We start from the raw sequence: 17,406 nt of genomic DNA, 5'->3' as shown, positions 1-17,406 counted from the left end.
ATCATTCCAGATTGTCTTCTACATAGCGTAATAACGTCAATCCTACAAAAGATAACATTAGATTACACTCTACAATATAGCCAATATTTTCATAAGTGGGAATTACATCACCATAATAACCATGACGAATCATTTCAGTAAAATGCACCATTGGAATATATAAAATATATTCACGTGCAATATTGGGCAACCAATGTACAAAAAAAGCCACACCAGAAATTGGAAAAATAATAATTGTGGTCGCACCCCAAAAACGGTTAAATACTTCAGACATCTCACAAAGACAGCCCATTACAAAAGAAAATCCAACAGTAAACCAAATCAATAGCAGCCCACCAAATACCATATATAAAAAATCATCAGGTAGTGGCATCAAATCAAAAAAATAAAAAACTGCTGACAAAACCAAAAAGGAAACCAAAGAACCAAAAACTTCTAAAAAAATTCTAGCTAAATACACATCAATCACCGTCACATTACGATGATACAAAAGCCCTGTATTAGCACTAATTGCTTTGGTTACTCGCCCTACGCTATTTCGCCAACACAAAACAATAGAGTACCCAATTACGGCAAATGGCACAATTGGTAATGCTCCACTTTGATGCATATCTCGAGTAGCATTCCAAAATAAAGCAATCACTGAAGTAAAAATCATTGGCTCAACAAATAGCCACGCAAAGCCAATATTATGCCGTCCATAACGCGTAATAATTTCACGCATTAATAAAGCATAAATTACACGCAACTGGATTTTAAACGAGTGATGAAAGCTTTTTATGGACGAAAGATAATTAGTCATTATGCTCTCTTACACCTGCCACAAACAATCGCACCACACCCCAAAGTAAAAGTCCAAATACAAAACCGGATAATGTATTTTTAAAACGTTTAGGTTTGGTGGCCTCATCAGGTAGGGATGGCATTGCTAATCTTTCTAAATAAAGCTGCTTTTTATTAAAGTCATTTTTAGATTGCTCATAAGTTGCCATCGCTGAAGCAAGCTGTTTATCCGCCAGTTCCTTTTCTAATTGTAAACGTTGATACTCAACAGAACGATTACTAAAAGAAATATCAGAAGGCCCTGTTACTAACTTAGATTTATCAGCAATGCTTTTTTTTAGGCTTTTAATGCGGGTTTCCATTGCCTTAATCTGAGGGTTTTCTGGGGTAATTTCTCGAGCCTGAGTCAGCTGAGTTTCAGCCTGAATTAAAGCATCTTGCAATTTTGAAATTTCTTGTAATACAATCGCTGATTGCCCTTCTGGATTAAATACATCATTTTTTACTCGATATTTTGCCAAGGCTTCAGCGGCTTTTGCTGAGACTTCTTGAGCTTCTTGCACTTCTTTTTCAGATGCAACTAAAATATCATTTTTGGCATTATTATTAATGCGGTTAATGACCTCTTCGCTCATTTTAAGCAATTCTTCATTGATATTTTGGGCATCTTTAGCGGTATAAGCTTCTATTTGCAAAGACGAAATGGACGATGCAGGGTCATACACAACTTTTATTTTTTTATTAAAATATTCATAAAAATTTTCAAAAGTTGGTTCTTTAATTGTTCCAAAACGACTAACCACATCAACAGATTTGGCAGAATATTTTGTTTGGATATCCAATTTAGCTTTTAAGTTTTGGACTGCATCTCGTGATGATAAATAGTCTCTTACCAAATAGCTGTCATCAGATGATGCGTTAAAACCAATATTTTGTAGCACCATACCAATACCCGAAACTGAACGCTGATTTGGGCTTCGGATAACAAATTTAGATTCTGAAGTATAGACATCAGATGCAATAAAACCATAATAAATTGCCAAAACAATCGTTGGTAATACCACAAACAGCCAAAACAGAGGGTCAAAATATTTAACAATACGGTTAATTTTAGGTTTTTTAACTGAACTTTCCATCATTATTTACTCAAATCATCAACCGTATTTACAATATACATACCTTGAGCAACCAAAGAAATAAATTTACGAAACTCAACGCCAGGCGCATTTGACACGTAAATCAAGTCTTTATCTTTGATAGCAAAATTTTGGGCAACAATATAGTTGATTGGCTCTTTTAGATTTAAACGATATATTACAGGCACCTCAGAAGCGTACTGCAGCTGCATTGGCAATGCTGCGCGCTGCTGAGGCGTTAAAATATTAGCTGATTCTTGACGAAAAATAAATACACCGCGAGCATCGGCACGATTATCATTTAAACCACCTGCTCTTGCCAACGCCTGCATCAGTGAAATACCGCCTGCCTCAAAATCAATTTCAGTATTTTTGGCAGTTGCACCAAGTACTGTAAAACTCTTGGTTTGATAATTAACGGATACTACGTCGCCTTTTTGTAAAATAACATTTTGGCGAGGGTCTTTAATAATGGCATCAAAAGGCATTTCTACTGATTGCCCACGACGGTTTAACTGAACACTGATACGACTTGATGGGTGCTTAGTACCTCCTGCTGCCGCCAATGCGTCCAAAATGCGCTCAGCCTTGCCCGTTAGAGGCATACGTGTGCTGTTGGTCACTTCACCTACGATTGTAACATCAGCGGAATTATTTTTGGCAATACGCACAACAGCACTGGGATTATTAGCCTTCTTAGTTAACCCTTTAACAATCATGGTCTGAACTTGCTCGGGAGTTTTACCTGAAACGCTGATTTTACCCACAAACGGTATGGTGATTTGCCCTTTATTATCCACCATTTGCTCAGGTAGCTTCACTTCTTTAGAGCCACTCAATCCCGAAATATCACTGGCGGTGCCAAAAAGCAAAGCTGGGGGCGCCTCCCAAATAGAAACATCCACCACATCGCCTGCACTAATGGTATTATTAAAAGTAGAAGAGCTTTTATAAAAGTCAGAAAAACGGCGAACAGGAATTGATTGAGAGGTTAAAAAAGCAATACGGTTATCAATATCGATAATGGTTAAACCTGAGTTTTCTGTATCTATTTGATTTTCTATTGTCTTTTTAGTAGGTCCAGAAGAAGGCTGCCATTTAGTTAATGCTTGGCAACCACTTAGTGATATTAGCATTGCCAAAATGGACATACTTAGAGTAAACTTAAGGGTTTGTTTCACCATATCAGTCTTATTTAATCATAGTATTATGTTTCCACATTATAACACAATTTTATACAAAAATAATAAATAGGCATTTTACCCTAACTAAAACAAAAAAGCAGGCAAAGATGCCCACTTTTTTGCTCTGCAATTTTTTTACACAATTAATTAGCGTTTTTTACGTTGGATTGCATGAATAGCACGACCATCAGCAGATAATACAGCTTCGTGAACTGCTTCTGATACGGTTGGGTGAGCAAACATCATCAATTGCAAATCTTCCACACTAGAGACGAATTCAAGTGCAATCATACCTTGATGGACAATTTCACCTGCATTAACTCCAACCATATGCAAACCAAGCAAACGGTCTGTTTTGGCATCTGCTATAACTTTAATAAGGCCTTGACCCTCACCTTGAGCTAGGGCGCGACCGTTAGCAGATAGATTAAAACTACCTGTTTTCACTTCGTAGCCTTTTTCTTTAGCGGCCTGTTCGGTTAGACCCACCCAAGCAATTTCTGGATGCGTATAAATCACACTGATAATGGTGTCATAATTCACTTGGGCTTTTTCACCGTGAATACGCTCAACCGCCATGACACCTTCTTCCATTGCTTTATGAGCAAGCATTGGACCACGCACCAAATCACCAATCGCATATACACCATCTAGGTTGGTTTTACACTGGTCATCCACTGCTACCAATCCACGGTCAGTCAAAGTGATGCCACAACCTTCAGCCAATAATTTTTCACTATAAGCACGGCGACCTACACACACAATCAATTTATCAAAAACTTCAGTCTTCGTTTCGCCTTTAACATCTGTGGTTACCACAACTTCGCCATTAACCACTTCAGCATTGGTAACTTTTGTATCCACGCGAATGTCAAGACCTTGTTTTTTAAGCAGTTTAGCTGCTTCTTTAGCAATATCTTTATCAGCAGCTGCCAAAAATTCAGGCATCGCTTCATAAACAACAACTTCGCTACCTAAACGGCGCCATACTGAACCCAATTCAAGACCAATAACACCAGCACCAATCACCCCTAAACGTTTTGGAGCTTCACTGAATTCTAATGCACCCGTTGAATCTACGATGTATTCGCCATCAGTTTTAGCAACAGGAATTTCAATTGGTACAGAACCTGCCGCCAAAATAACGTACTTAGCGGTGATGGTTGTTTCCTCGCCTGTTAAGGCTTCAAATTTAATGGTTTTTTGTTCACCTTTACCATCAATCAATGTACCCCAGCCTTGCAGCCAGTCGACGCCATTGCCCTTTAACAAACCTGCCACACCAGCGGTTAATCCCTTAACAATAGCATCCTTACGCGCCAACATTTTTGAAACATCAATTGCTACATCACCCGTAGTAATACCATGTTCAGCAAGCTCATGTTTAGTGGCTTCATAGCGATGTGAGCTATCTAACAGAGCCTTTGAAGGAATACAGCCAACGTTTAGGCACGTTCCACCAAGTGCAGGTTCACCTTTGTGAACACGTTTTTCAATACATGCTGTGCTAAAACCAAGTTGAGCTGCACGAATCGCGGCCTCGTAACCGCCAGGACCGCCACCAATTACGACTAAATCATAAGAAGTTTTCATAATTTTTTCTCATTTTTAAAAAATTAACCAGATGGAAAATGCCTACCATAATGATAGGCATTTAAAATAATTACAAATCAAGCAAAAGCATTGATGGGTCTTCAATTAACTCTTTAATGGTTACCAAGAAACGTACTGCATCTTTACCATCAATTAAACGATGGTCGTAAGACAGCGCTAAATACATCATAGGTAAAATTACTACTTGACCATTAACTGCCATTGGACGTTCATTGATGGCGTGCATACCAAGAATTGCTGTTTGTGGTGGATTAATAATAGGAGTGGAAAGCAGTGAACCAAACACACCACCATTAGTAATAGTGAATGTGCCACCAGTCATTTCATCAATAGACAACTTGCCTTCACGAGCCTTGATAGCATAATCACGAATGCCTGCCTCGATATCAGACAGTCCCATGTTGTCGGTATCACGAAGTACTGGCACAACCAAACCACGATCACTAGATACCGCAACACCAACATCGTAATAACCATGATAGATGATATCATCACCATCAATGGATGCGTTCACTGCTGGGAAACGTTTTAGTGCTTCGGTAGCCGCTTTAACAAATAGGGACATAAACCCAAGTTTTACACCATGAGTTTTTTCAAAGCGGTCTTTGTATTTAGCACGCAAATCCATCAAAGGCTTCATATTAACTTCGTTAAAAGTTGTCAACATAGCGGTTTGTTGGGTTGCTGACAATAAACGTTCTGCGATACGTTTACGCAGACGAGTCATTGGTTCACGTTTTTCGATACGTTGACCCACTGCAGTAGCAATCACTTGACCGTTATCACCTTTGAGTGTTGGATTCACCATATCAGATTTGGTTACGCGACCGCCACGACCTGTACCTTGTACATCAGCAGGATTAACGCCAGTTTCTTTAGCAGCTTTACGTACCGCTGGGCTTTGATCTTTAAATTCACCCTCTTTAGCAGCTGGAGCAGCTGGAGCAGTATTTTGAGGAGCTTCTGCAGGTTTTGCTTCTGCAGGTTTTGCTTCTGCAGGTTTTGGCTCGGCAACTGCACCCGCCTCAAAAGTACCAATTACTTCATCAGATAAAACTGTACTGTCTACACCTTTGATAATGCTAGTTAAAACACCATTATCTGGAGCAACCACTTCCAAAACCACTTTATCAGTTTCAATTTCAGCAAGTACTTGGTCACGAACAACGCCATCACCTTCAGCAACATGCCATTCTACAATCGTACCATCTTGCACAGATTCTGGAAACACGGGGGCTTTAATATCAGCCATACAAAACTCCTAAGTTTTACAACTTGTTTAATTTGAAATTAAAAAACAAAAGCGGCCAAGCCCAATAAAATAGGCTTGACCTAGGTTATGTTTATTTTAGCTCTTCAACTTTGACATTCAAAGCTTTGGCAATGACTGCTTTTTGTTGAGCTTGGTGAATTTTTGGCGAGCCTGTCGCTGGCGCAGCTGCCGCTGGACGTGCTGCTGGTTCTACCACCTTGGCAGCTGTCAAACCACTGGCTTGTAAACGATAAAGCTCTGGCGCTAAATAGTACCAAGCGCCTTGGTTTAATGGTTCTTCTTGTGCCCACATGATTTGCTCAAGATTTGGATATTTAGCAAATTGTTCAATAATGCGAGACTCAGGTAATGGATAAAGCTGCTCAATACGCACAATTGCTACATCCGTTAGACCCAACTTACGACGTTGCTCTAACAAATCGTAATAAACTTTACCACCACAAAGAACTAAACGCACTACATTGTCATTGTTGATAACGTCAATTTCTGGAATGACTGTTTCAAATTGACCATCGGCAAGTTCTGATAAATTTGACACTGCCAATGGATGACGAAGCAGCGATTTTGGCGACATTACTACCAATGGTTTACGCACGGGACGCACCACTTGGCGACGTAAAGCGTGGAAAATTTGAGCAGGCGTTGTTGGGGTAATCACTTGCATATTTTCTTCAGCGCAAAGCTGCAAATAACGCTCCAAACGAGCTGAGGAATGTTCTGGACCTTGACCTTCAAAACCATGTGGTAAAAGCATAGTCAGACCACAAACGCGCTGCCACTTAGTTTCGCTTGATGAAATAAATTGGTCAATCACAACCTGGGCACCGTTAGCAAAATCGCCAAATTGAGCCTCCCAAACAATTAAGGCGTTTGGCATGGTAGATGCGTAACCATATTCAAAAGCCAATACTGCTTCTTCTGAAAGTAGCGAGTTATAAGTTGCAAAGCGTGCTTGATTCGGTGAAATGTGTTGTAGCGGAATGTACATACTACCGTCTTTCATATTGAACAACTCTGAATGACGGTGCGAGAATGTACCACGCCCCACATCTTCACCAGTAATACGAACCAGTGAACCTTCATCTACTAAAGATGCATAAGCCAAGGTTTCAGCAGCACCCCAGTTTAATGGCTCTTGCCCTGTTTGCATGGAAAGACGTTGCTCTAGCACCTTGGCAACTTGACGTTGTAATTCAAAACCTTCTGGCACTTTGGCAAGCGCATGGGCGTATTGTTTTAATTTTTCAACAGGAACGCCTGTATTATAATTTTCTTCAAGACTATGACCTAAATAAGGTTTCCAATCCACAAACAAATCAGTATTTGGTTCTTTTACCAAACCATTTGCCACATCTTGACCATTATCTAGCGCTAGGCGATATTTTTCTTCAAACTCATCACTTTGTTCTTGACTTAAAACATTTTGAGCAACCAATTTTTGACTGTATTTAGTGCGAGTAGTTGGTAAATTTTTGATGGTTTGATACATCAAAGGCTGAGTTGCCATAGGTTCATCAGATTCATTATGACCATTACGGCGATAGCACATAATATCAAGTACTACATCCTTGCCAAATTTGGTACGATAATCCAATACCAGTTGGGCAGCAAATACCACGGCCTCCGGGTCATCGCCATTAACGTGCAGCACAGGCGCGTGCACCATTTTAGCAACATCGGTGCAGTATTCGGTTGAACGAGCATCTTCTGGACGAGATGTGGTAAAACCAACTTGGTTGTTAATCACTACATGAACTGTACCGCCTGTCTTATAAGCTCGAGTTTGTGACATTTGGAAGGTTTCTTGGTTAACGCCTTGACCTGCAAGTGCCGCATCTCCATGTACCACGATTGGTAACACAGTACTGTTATCAATATCATAACCATATTTTTCACTACGGCGAGCTTGTCTGGCGCGTACAGAACCAAGCATAACAGGAGCGACAATCTCAAGATGCGATGGGTTATACGCCAGCGCTAAATGCACCTCGCCGCCTTGGGTGATGACGTTTGATGAATAGCCATTATGATATTTTACATCGCCTGAACCAGCGGTTGGCTGAATTTTACCATCAAATTCATCAAACAACACCGATGGGTTTTTACCCATAATATTAACAAGTAAATTCAAACGACCGCGGTGCGCCATGCCAATTACAACTTCTTTAGCACCATATTTGCCAACACGCTGAACCATTTCATGCACTGCAGGGATAAAACTCTCGCCGCCTTCCAAACCAAAACGTTTTACACCCGTGTATTTACGTGCAAGATACTTTTCTAAACCCTCGGCAGCTGTTAAACGCTCAAAAATTTCCAATCGTTTTTCAGTATCAAATTTGATATAGCCCTGATTGGATTCAATATATTCTTCAATCCAGCGTTTTTCAGCAGCAGTAAACACATGCATGTATTCGTAACCAATACTGCCACAATAAATGCGCTCACAGATTTCAATGATTTCACGCAAAGTGGCTTCGTTTTTGCCAATGTACATCAAGGTGGTTGGGAAAATGGTATCCAAATCTGCTGCTGACAAACCATGATATTCTAAAGTTAAATCTTCGACAACATCCCGTTTTTGCAGCCCTAATGGGTCAAGATTGGCATGACGATGCCCACGACGGCGATAAGCACTGATTAACTGCTGTACCGCCATTTGTTTGGCATCGCCAATAGTGGGGGAATTTTCGGTAACGATAGGACGATTATGATTTTTTGCCAATAGCAAAAACTGCTCTTTAATGGCATTATGTGGGGCATCATTTTCTTGGAAATATTCGGCAAAATAAGCCTGCCATTCAGGACTAACACTTTGTTTATCCGCCAAATAATCTTCATACAGGGCTTCTACATAAGCAGCGCCATCGGCGGTTAATTCGGTACTTTGATAAGCTATTATATCTTTGCTATTTTGTGTCATAATAATCGCCACTTTTTGGGTTAAGATTTACTCAAACTTCAATTGATTTATTTTGGTTAAAATCAAAAAGTTGTTGATTTTTTTAGGTCAAACATTCATCTGCATAGTGTACGCCATTTGAATCAATAAGACAAGTTACATTAACACCGAAATACCGCTTTATCCATCAGGAATTTTGAAAAATTGACTTTAATATAAATAATTATGAACAACATTATATTTATAAAATATGCAGCACAACAATCATAATAAACACTAAAAAACCGCCATAAATGGCGGCTTTTTTAACATCAGTTCATCAACTGGCTGCTTCAAGAAGCATGTTGCGAATATGTCCAATTGCTTTTGTTGGATTCAATCCTTTTGGACAAACCGAAACACAGTTCATAATACCACGACAACGGAACAAACTAAACGGGTCATCAAGACGAGCAAGACGGGCTCTGGTATCAGTATCACGACTATCAATAATAAAGCGATAACCATTAAGCAGTGCTGATGGACCTAAGAATTTATCAGGGTTCCACCAAAATGATGGGCATGATGTTGAACAGCACGCACACAAGATGCACTCATACAAACCATTTAATTTTTCACGGTCTGCTTGTGATTGTAAACGTTCAGTGGCTGGTGGTGGCTGACGATTAATCAGATATGGTTGCACTTTTTCATATTGTGCATAAAACTGGTTCATGTCTACAACCAAATCCTTAATTACAGGCAAACCTGGCAAAGGACGCACAACAATCTTATTTGGCAAAGTATTCATATTAATCAAACAAGCTAAGCCGTTTTTACCATTAATATTCATACCATCAGAACCGCAAATACCCTCACGGCAAGAGCGGCGAAATGTCAAAGTTTCATCTTGTTTTTTTAGACGTAATAACACATCCAGCAGCATACGGTCAGAATCTAACAGCTCAATGGTGTATGTTTGCATGTATGGGGCTTTATCCTTGTCAGGATCATAGCGGTAGATTTCAATAGTACGAGTTCCACGACTCATTATCTGTCTCCGTGATTTGTAAGCAGAGTTTGGCTTTTTCTTGGCTTTACTCTGCTTTAATTATCTAAAATCGGTAAATTAGAAGATGCTAAATCAGAAAGTACGAACCTTAGGCACGCAATAATCCACAGTTAGCGGAGTCTTACGTACAGGTTTGTAAATCACGCGGTTTCCTTCAGAATACCAAAGGGTGTGTTTCATCCAGTCATGGTCATTACGCCCAAGTGGTGCGTAATCATCGTCGGCATCACGTTCATAATCTAGAACGTTATGCGCTCCACGACATTCATGGCGTAGTGATGCTGAAATCATGGTTGCTTTGGCAACTTCATATAAGTTAGCAACTTCTAAGGCTTCAATACGAGCGGTATTAAAGACTTGTGATTTATCAGCCAAATGGATGTTATTAACTTTTTCTTCCAGCGCTAAAATCTTCTTCACGCCTTCATCCATCAGTTTTTGAGTGCGGAAAACACCAGCGTGAGCCTGCATGGTTGCACGAATTTCATCAGCGACTTCTTGAGCGTTATAGCCTGAAGTAGAATTTTGCAATTTATCCAAACGTGCTTTGGTAAAGTCAAGTACATTTGGATTGGTTGGCTTATAGCTTAAATCAGAATTAGCAAACTCATCCAAAATATGCTGACCTGCAGCACGACCAAAGACCACAAGGTCAAGCAATGAGTTTGTACCTAGGCGGTTTGCCCCGTGTACAGACACGCACGCACATTCACCAATAGCGTATAATCCTTTGATCACTTTACCTTTTGCGTACAAACCTTCCTCATCAACACCCGCTTCTAGGTCAGGCACTGTAACTTGACCATGAATATTGGTTGGAATTCCGCCCATCATATAGTGGATGGTTGGTACAACAGGTACTGGTTCTTTGGTAATATCAACGTTAGCAAAATTATGGCTAATTTCAAATACTGATGGCAAGCGCTTCATGATTTCAGCATGACCTAAGTGAGTCATATCCATCACGATATAATCACCATGTGGTCCACAGCCACGACCTTCTTTAATTTCTTGGTCCATAGAACGAGATACGAAATCACGTGGCGCCAAGTCTTTTAGAGTTGGAGCATAACGCTCCATAAAGGCTTCGCCATTTTTATTGCGAAGAATTGCCCCTTCACCACGACAACCTTCGGTTAATAGCACGCCAGCACCTGCCACGCCTGTTGGGTGGAATTGCCAAAATTCCATATCTTGCAATGGGATACCTGCGCGCACCGCCATACCCAAACCATCACCTGTATTGATATAGGCATTGGTTGATGCACGGAAAATACGACCTGCCCCACCTGTTGCCAATACAGTGGTATGGGCTTGGAAAAGTGCAATATCACCAGTTTCTTGTTCTAAAGCAATCACACCATTAATATCGCCATTATGGTCTTTGATTAAATCCAAAGCAATCCATTCTACATAAAACTGAGTGCCTTTTTCCAAATTCTTTTGGTATAAAGTGTGTAATAGCGCATGCCCTGTACGGTCTGCAGCAGCGCACGCACGTGGCACTGGTTTTGCGCCATAATTGGCACTATGACCACCAAATGGGCGTTGATAAATTGTACCGTCAGCATTACGGTCAAAAGGCATGCCCATATGCTCAAGTTCGTATACAACTTTGGGTGCTTCACGACACATGTATTCAATGGCGTCTTGGTCACCAAGCCAGTCAGAACCTTTTACAGTGTCATAAAAGTGAAAATGCCAGTTGTCTTCACTCATATTTCCCAAAGACGCACCAATACCACCTTGGGCAGCTACAGTATGGCTACGAGTTGGGAAAACTTTAGTTAAAACGGCAACTTTCATACCCCCTTCAACTAATTGAAGTGAGGCACGCATGCCAGAACCACCACCGCCAACAATAACAGCGTCAAAATTTAAAGTTGGGACGTTGTGAATTTTATTATCTTGTGCTGATGCCATGTTAATTCCTAATTATATAGCTATGGAGAAACGTTAAATTTTTGGAAACTTAACCCCAAAAAATCATCATGCCCCAGAACAAATAAACAAAAATTGCTGTTACCGTTGCAATTTGTAAAAAGATGCGCAAACCTGTTGCTTTGACATAGTCAGTAAATACTGTCCACATACCCACCCACGCATGAAACACCAAAGCAGCCAATGCTACTAAAGTAAAGACTTTCATGCCTGTAGCACTCATAAAGGCATGCCAGGTTTGATAAGTGACGTCGTTGGTTAGGAAAAATCCTATCATTACCAGACTATAAACCGCCAAAACAACAGCGCTTAAACGCTGCAAAAACCAATCGCGCGAACCTGAACCTGTCAAGCCTGATGCACTTTTTACACTAAAACTATTTTTTGACATTAGAACATCACCCATACAAATGAAGCTATAATCAAGGCAAAGGCAATCACAAAAGCAATTACTGCTGCTGTTTTACCTGAAGCAAACTCTTCATTCATGCCAAGGTCAGCCAGTAAATGTTTCACACCCATTACAAAATGATAAGCAGTTGCGGCAACAAATACCCACGCCACAAAACGCAAAGCAATGTTGTCAAAAACAGCGCTAAATCCTGCTTCGCTAGCAAGTGAAGTTTGCAAAATGCACAGCATGACAGGTACAAGCAAAAACAGCACCACGCCAGAAACACGGTGCAAAATAGAAGCCATAGCGATAGGCGATTTTGAGTTCACCGCAATCACTTGACCTAAAGAAAGGTTAATCGGTCGGTTGCTTTTCACAGCGGGCATCCTTATCTTAAAATTACGCCGAAAAAAATGGCAAGGGATAGCTGGCTGGTTGTCAAAAACATGTTAGCACTTTAAACCAAATCCTTGTCACGCAACGCTTTCACTGGCAAGTAAATGTGTACCATTCAATTTTTTAACAACAAACACCAAATTTAAGGCTTTACAAAAAAATAAAAACAAACAAAACTTTAAGTAATGTAAGTGGTTATCATTTAAAAAAGCGACTAAGTTAAGTTGCTCAAATTATAAAACGCTTAGAAAAATTTTACAAATAAATTTGGCGGTTTTGTGTAAATTTTGGCATTTTTTGTTAAAAATACTTCAATAATTAGCAATATTGTTACAAATTATTTCGGTTATGCTTAATAAGCGGATATTTATTTTATATTTTCCATTATTATTTTTGATTTTATATTTTTTTATAATAAAAAAAATTATTAAAAATAAAACTTGTAAGTTATTTAAAGTTTCGGTATTATCATCACAGCTAAAACATAATCTGAACAGGGTTGTTCTGTTTTTTAGCATAAAAGGACATCATAGCCTTGGTCAGGGTTGATATGGGTTATGTTTATAGTTTTTGTAGGCGCTCTGATGAATGGAATAAAAGAGCAAATGCAAAACGGAATCAAACAAAGAAGAGGTCAATATGACAAAACAAGTTAAATTAGTTGTAGATGGTACAGAATATGATATGCCTGTGTTGGAAAGCTCGCTAGGTCGTCCTGTATTGGATGTAAGCGCTGTTTCAAAAGCGGGTTTTTGGACGTATGACCCCGGCTTTATGGCGACAGCTCCAGTTGAGTCTGCTCTAACCTATATTGATGGCGATAAAGGCGAGCTGTTGCATCGTGGTTACGCTATTGATGATTTGGCTGACAATGCTGATTATCTAGAGGTTTGTTATGCCTTATTATATGGTGATTTACCTACTCAAGAGCAAAAAGATGCTTTTTATGCTCGTGTAAATAACCACATGCCTGTGCATGACCAACTGCGTAAATTCTTTGAAGGTTTCCGTCGTGATGCTCACCCAATGGCAATTATGATTGGCGTGGTTGGTGCATTATCTGCATTTTACCACAATCATTTGGACATCTCTGACCCTGCTCACCGTGATGATACCGCAGTAGATTTAATTGCTAAAGTGCCAACCCTTGCCGCAATGAGTTACAAATACTCTATCGGCGAACCTTTCTTGTATCCAAGAAAAGATTTTAGTTATTCTGAAAACTTTTTATACATGATGTTTGCCACCCCGGGCGACGTAAATTACAAGCCGAATCCTATCTTGGTTGATGCCATGGATAAGATTTTCACCCTACATGCTGACCATGAGCAAAATGCTTCTACTTCTACCGTGCGTCTAGCAGGCTCAACTGGCGCAAACCCATACGCTTGTATTGCATCAGGGATTGCTGCCCTTTGGGGACCATCACATGGCGGCGCAAACGAAGCAGTGCTTAATATGCTTGATGAAATTGGCTCAGTAGAACACGTTGCTGAATTTATGGAAAAAGTTAAACGCCGTGAAGCTAAATTAATGGGCTTTGGTCATCGCGTTTATAAAAACTTTGACCCACGTGCTAAAGTCATGAAGCAAACTTGCGACCAAGTATTGGGAGCTTTAGGCGTAAATGATCCAAAACTTGCTCTTGCCATGGAACTTGAACGCATCGCTTTATCTGATCCATACTTCATTGAGCGCAAATTGTATCCAAACGTAGACTTCTACTCTGGCATCATTCTAAAAGCCATTGGCATCCCAACTTCTATGTTTACTGTGATTTTTGCTTTGGCACGTACCGCAGGCTGGATTGCCCACTGGACAGAAATGCACTCAGAACCATTCAAAATTGGTCGTCCACGTCAGCGTTATATTGGCGAAAAACATCGCGCATTCGTAAAAATCGAAGATCGCAAATAATCCAAACTTGCATTCTTACAAATTTCCCAAAGTTTTGGCTTTGGGAAATTTTTTATTTTAAAACCACACAAACCATCAAAACAACCAATACAATTAAAATTAGATATTAAAATAGATAAAATCTTAAAAATTAACAAACGTAAACTGTAAATCTCGATAAAATCATGCTAATATACGGTTTTTGTTGACGGAAAACAACATCATGACAGCCACCTTTATGCGACCTACCAAGCCTCCACACTATGAACGTTCTGATTACGAACGTGTTGTCATTACTGGCATGGGGGCAATCACGCCGCTAGGCAATGATATTTCCACCACTTGGCAAAACCTCATTGCAGGCAAAAGTGGCATCGTTAAAATAGAAAAATTTGTTAAAAATGAAAATGTTACTGAATTTCGCTCACGCATTGCAGGACTGATTAAAAATTTTGATGCCAAACAGTTTTTAAATCCCAAAGATGTTCGCCGTTATGATGAATTTATGCATTATGCACAAGTGGTTGCAGCTCAGGCACTATTTGATGCAAAATTAATTGATGGTATAACAGGTGATTTTTTACCCATCAATGTTGCTAATGAACGCTTTGGTGTGATTATGGGCTCTGGAATTGGCGGATTACAAACCTTAGAAAACAGCAGAGACACTTTAAAAGAACTTGGAATCAACAAAGTTTCACCTTTTATCATTCCCGGCACCATCATCAATATGCCCGCAGGATTGATTGCTATTCGTCACGGATTAAAAGGGGCAAATTTTGCCACTGCAACTGCTTGCACCACAAGCACTCACGCTATTGGACTTGGAGCAAGGCTGATTGCATATGGCGACTTGGATGCTGTTTTGGTTGGTGGCAGTGAAAAAGCATCTACAGCACTTGGCATGGCAGGTTTTGGAGCCATGCATGCACTATCTAACTGTAATGACAGCCCACAAAAAGCCAGCCGCCCATTTGACAAAGACCGTGATGGTTTTGTGCTGGGTGATGGAGCTGGAGCTTTAGTTTTAGAAAGCCTTGCTCACGCTAAAGCTCGTGGTGCAAAAATTTTAGCTGAACTAGCGGGATTTGGTATGAGTGATGATGCCAGCCACATCACCGCACCGCCAGAAGATGGACAAGGGGCGAGACGTGCCATGCAAAATGCCATTGATGATGCAGCAATTGATGTATCCCAAATTGGTTATATTAATGCTCATGGCACCAGCACCCCTGCAGGTGATATCGCCGAAAGTGCAGCGATTACTGCTTTATTTGGCAATGATATTTTGGTCAGTTCTACCAAGTCTATGACAGGACACTTACTTGGAGCAGCCGGTGCTATTGAGGCAATTTTTAGTGTGCTAGCTCTACAACATCAAATTCTTCCACCAACGATTAACTTAGATAATCCCGACCCTCGTTGTACTTTAGATTATATCCCCCACCATCAGCGTTTGGTGTCTAATTTAAAGTATGTTATAAGTAACAGTTTTGGATTTGGTGGCACAAATGGCAGTTTAATCTTTAAAATTTGGGAACACTAATTAATAAACGCCATGTCTTATGGCGTTTTATTTTGATATCACTCAAACATCAATTTTATTCTCATTTCCTGCCCAATTTGCAAACCGAATATTAAATGCCATCAGCCCAAAAAGCGTCCATAAAGGCAATTGCCAATCGCCTGTTTTGTGAAATAATTGACCTAAAATCAAAGGTCCAAAAAATGCAATGACATAACCAACTACCTGCACCATACCTGATAAATCACGAGCAGCTTGCAGGCTGCTGGTTTTTAGGGAAAATAACATAAGTACCAACGTAAAAATTGCTGAACCGCCAAAGCCCATCATTGCCGACCATAGATACAAAAAATCAGGCAGTACAATCAATCCAAATACACCAACTGCATTACAAATAGCGCTAGTGAATGCAATAATTTTTATAGAAAAATTTCTTTTTATCAGTGCAGTCATCATAAAAATTGCTACAGGAGCAGCAAATTGAAAAACCAAAACCGCCACACTTGCTTGCTCATTAGACAAACCATAACTAACGCCCACCAGCGATAAAAAACTTGCCACGCTATAAAATAACAATGATTGCAGACCAAAAAAGACTCCCAAACACCATGCCATTTTATTTTTCCAAACCAAAAAGTGTGTCTGAAAACCATTATTTATGGTTAAATTTTGATTTGTTTTTTGATTGAAAACACCATTGACCTGGCTAATTTTTTGAATTCTAATGATAAAAATTAATACCGCCAATGCAGCAAATATCGCCCAAACACTCAAAGAAAACTGCCAGTTTAGCATCTTTGACAAAGGAACAACCAGCCAAGCTAAAAAACCTGCTGATACGGACATACTTAAACTAAAAACTCCTGTAGCGATGGTAATGTGATTAGGTAGATATTGTTTGATAAATGGAGCAATTGCCACATTCAAGATACCAATCATTAAAGATAATACAAACGTCCCGATAAAAACTCCAATCATCCCTGCCCATACTCTCAGCAAAATTGCAACTGTTAAAATCGTAGTTACAACAACAATCAGCCTCATCAGTCCAAAATTGGCAATCAGACGTGGTGTTATCAGCGCCCCTAAAGCAAATAATGGCAATGGTAAAGCCCCCAAATACCCCAAATATAATGTAGACAATCCAAGCGATTGATTTAAAATATCTGCCAAAGAACCTATCATAACGATGGGGGAACGCATATTTACCGATAATAAAATCAAAAAAACCAGTATCATGTATAAAAATTTCTTATCTTTATTAAAATCATCATTGATATTATTGTTGCTCATAATTTAATCAAAATATCC

Annotated in this window: 13 protein-coding genes; 2 read left to right on the top strand and 11 right to left on the bottom strand. The window is 39.7% G+C overall.

Annotation, left to right across the window (positions count from 1 at the left end; genetic code table 11):
* Position 1 precedes the first annotated feature (1 nt).
* The 10 genes from ACZBKJ_RS04555 to sdhC form a co-directional block, all read right to left on the bottom strand.
* Complete coding sequence (locus ACZBKJ_RS04555) at positions 2–802, bottom strand: ABC transporter permease (protein WP_463199746.1); 801 nt, start codon at positions 800–802, stop codon at positions 2–4.
* A complete protein-coding gene (locus tag ACZBKJ_RS04550) occupies positions 795–1,922 on the bottom strand; it encodes a hypothetical protein (RefSeq protein ID WP_463199745.1) in 1,128 nt (375 codons plus the stop codon). The genes ACZBKJ_RS04555 and ACZBKJ_RS04550 overlap by 8 nt, the downstream gene beginning before the upstream one ends.
* Positions 1,922–3,103 carry a polysaccharide biosynthesis/export family protein gene (locus tag ACZBKJ_RS04545; protein WP_463199744.1) on the bottom strand — a complete coding sequence of 394 codons (1,182 nt, stop codon included), beginning with the start codon at positions 3,101–3,103 and terminating at the stop codon, positions 1,922–1,924. Before ACZBKJ_RS04545 ends, ACZBKJ_RS04550 begins: the two co-directional genes overlap by 1 nt.
* Before the next feature lie 147 nt (positions 3,104–3,250).
* Positions 3,251–4,696: a dihydrolipoyl dehydrogenase gene (gene lpdA, locus ACZBKJ_RS04540; RefSeq protein ID WP_463199743.1), complete on the bottom strand. Its 1,446-nt coding sequence runs from the start codon at positions 4,694–4,696 to the stop codon at positions 3,251–3,253.
* 70 nt (positions 4,697–4,766) lie between these two features.
* Positions 4,767–5,969 carry a 2-oxoglutarate dehydrogenase complex dihydrolipoyllysine-residue succinyltransferase gene (odhB, locus tag ACZBKJ_RS04535; RefSeq protein ID WP_463199742.1) on the bottom strand — a complete coding sequence of 401 codons (1,203 nt, stop codon included), beginning with the start codon at positions 5,967–5,969 and terminating at the stop codon, positions 4,767–4,769.
* 91 nt (positions 5,970–6,060) lie between these two features.
* Positions 6,061–8,913 carry a 2-oxoglutarate dehydrogenase E1 component gene (locus tag ACZBKJ_RS04530; RefSeq protein ID WP_463199741.1) on the bottom strand — a complete coding sequence of 951 codons (2,853 nt, stop codon included), beginning with the start codon at positions 8,911–8,913 and terminating at the stop codon, positions 6,061–6,063.
* Between the two features lie 298 nt (positions 8,914–9,211).
* Entirely contained in the window at positions 9,212–9,922 is a 711-nt protein-coding gene (locus ACZBKJ_RS04525; RefSeq protein WP_463199740.1) for a succinate dehydrogenase iron-sulfur subunit, read from the bottom strand.
* Between the two features lie 93 nt (positions 9,923–10,015).
* Positions 10,016–11,866, bottom strand: coding sequence for a succinate dehydrogenase flavoprotein subunit (gene sdhA / locus ACZBKJ_RS04520; RefSeq protein WP_463199739.1), 1,851 nt, complete (start codon positions 11,864–11,866; stop codon positions 10,016–10,018).
* A gap of 49 nt (positions 11,867–11,915) precedes the next feature.
* Positions 11,916–12,275: a succinate dehydrogenase, hydrophobic membrane anchor protein gene (gene sdhD / locus ACZBKJ_RS04515; RefSeq protein WP_463199738.1), complete on the bottom strand. Its 360-nt coding sequence runs from the start codon at positions 12,273–12,275 to the stop codon at positions 11,916–11,918.
* A complete protein-coding gene (gene sdhC / locus ACZBKJ_RS04510) occupies positions 12,275–12,664 on the bottom strand; it encodes a succinate dehydrogenase, cytochrome b556 subunit (protein WP_463199737.1) in 390 nt (129 codons plus the stop codon). The genes sdhD and sdhC overlap by 1 nt, the downstream gene beginning before the upstream one ends.
* A gap of 649 nt (positions 12,665–13,313) precedes the next feature.
* Here sdhC and gltA point away from each other — a divergent pair.
* Entirely contained in the window at positions 13,314–14,591 is a 1,278-nt protein-coding gene (gltA, locus tag ACZBKJ_RS04505) for a citrate synthase (protein WP_463199736.1), read from the top strand.
* Between the two features lie 202 nt (positions 14,592–14,793).
* Positions 14,794–16,116, top strand: coding sequence for a beta-ketoacyl-ACP synthase II (fabF, locus tag ACZBKJ_RS04500; RefSeq protein WP_463199735.1), 1,323 nt, complete (start codon positions 14,794–14,796; stop codon positions 16,114–16,116).
* Between the two features lie 42 nt (positions 16,117–16,158).
* Here the strand turns inward: fabF and ACZBKJ_RS04495 are convergent, their stop codons facing one another.
* Entirely contained in the window at positions 16,159–17,388 is a 1,230-nt protein-coding gene (locus ACZBKJ_RS04495) for an MFS transporter (RefSeq protein WP_463199734.1), read from the bottom strand.
* Between the last annotated feature and the right edge of the window lie 18 nt (positions 17,389–17,406).

Source organism: Moraxella sp. I5G (assembly GCF_055193055.1).
Note: the sequence above shows the minus strand (reverse complement) of the source record. Positions and strands in the feature narration are given on the sequence as shown.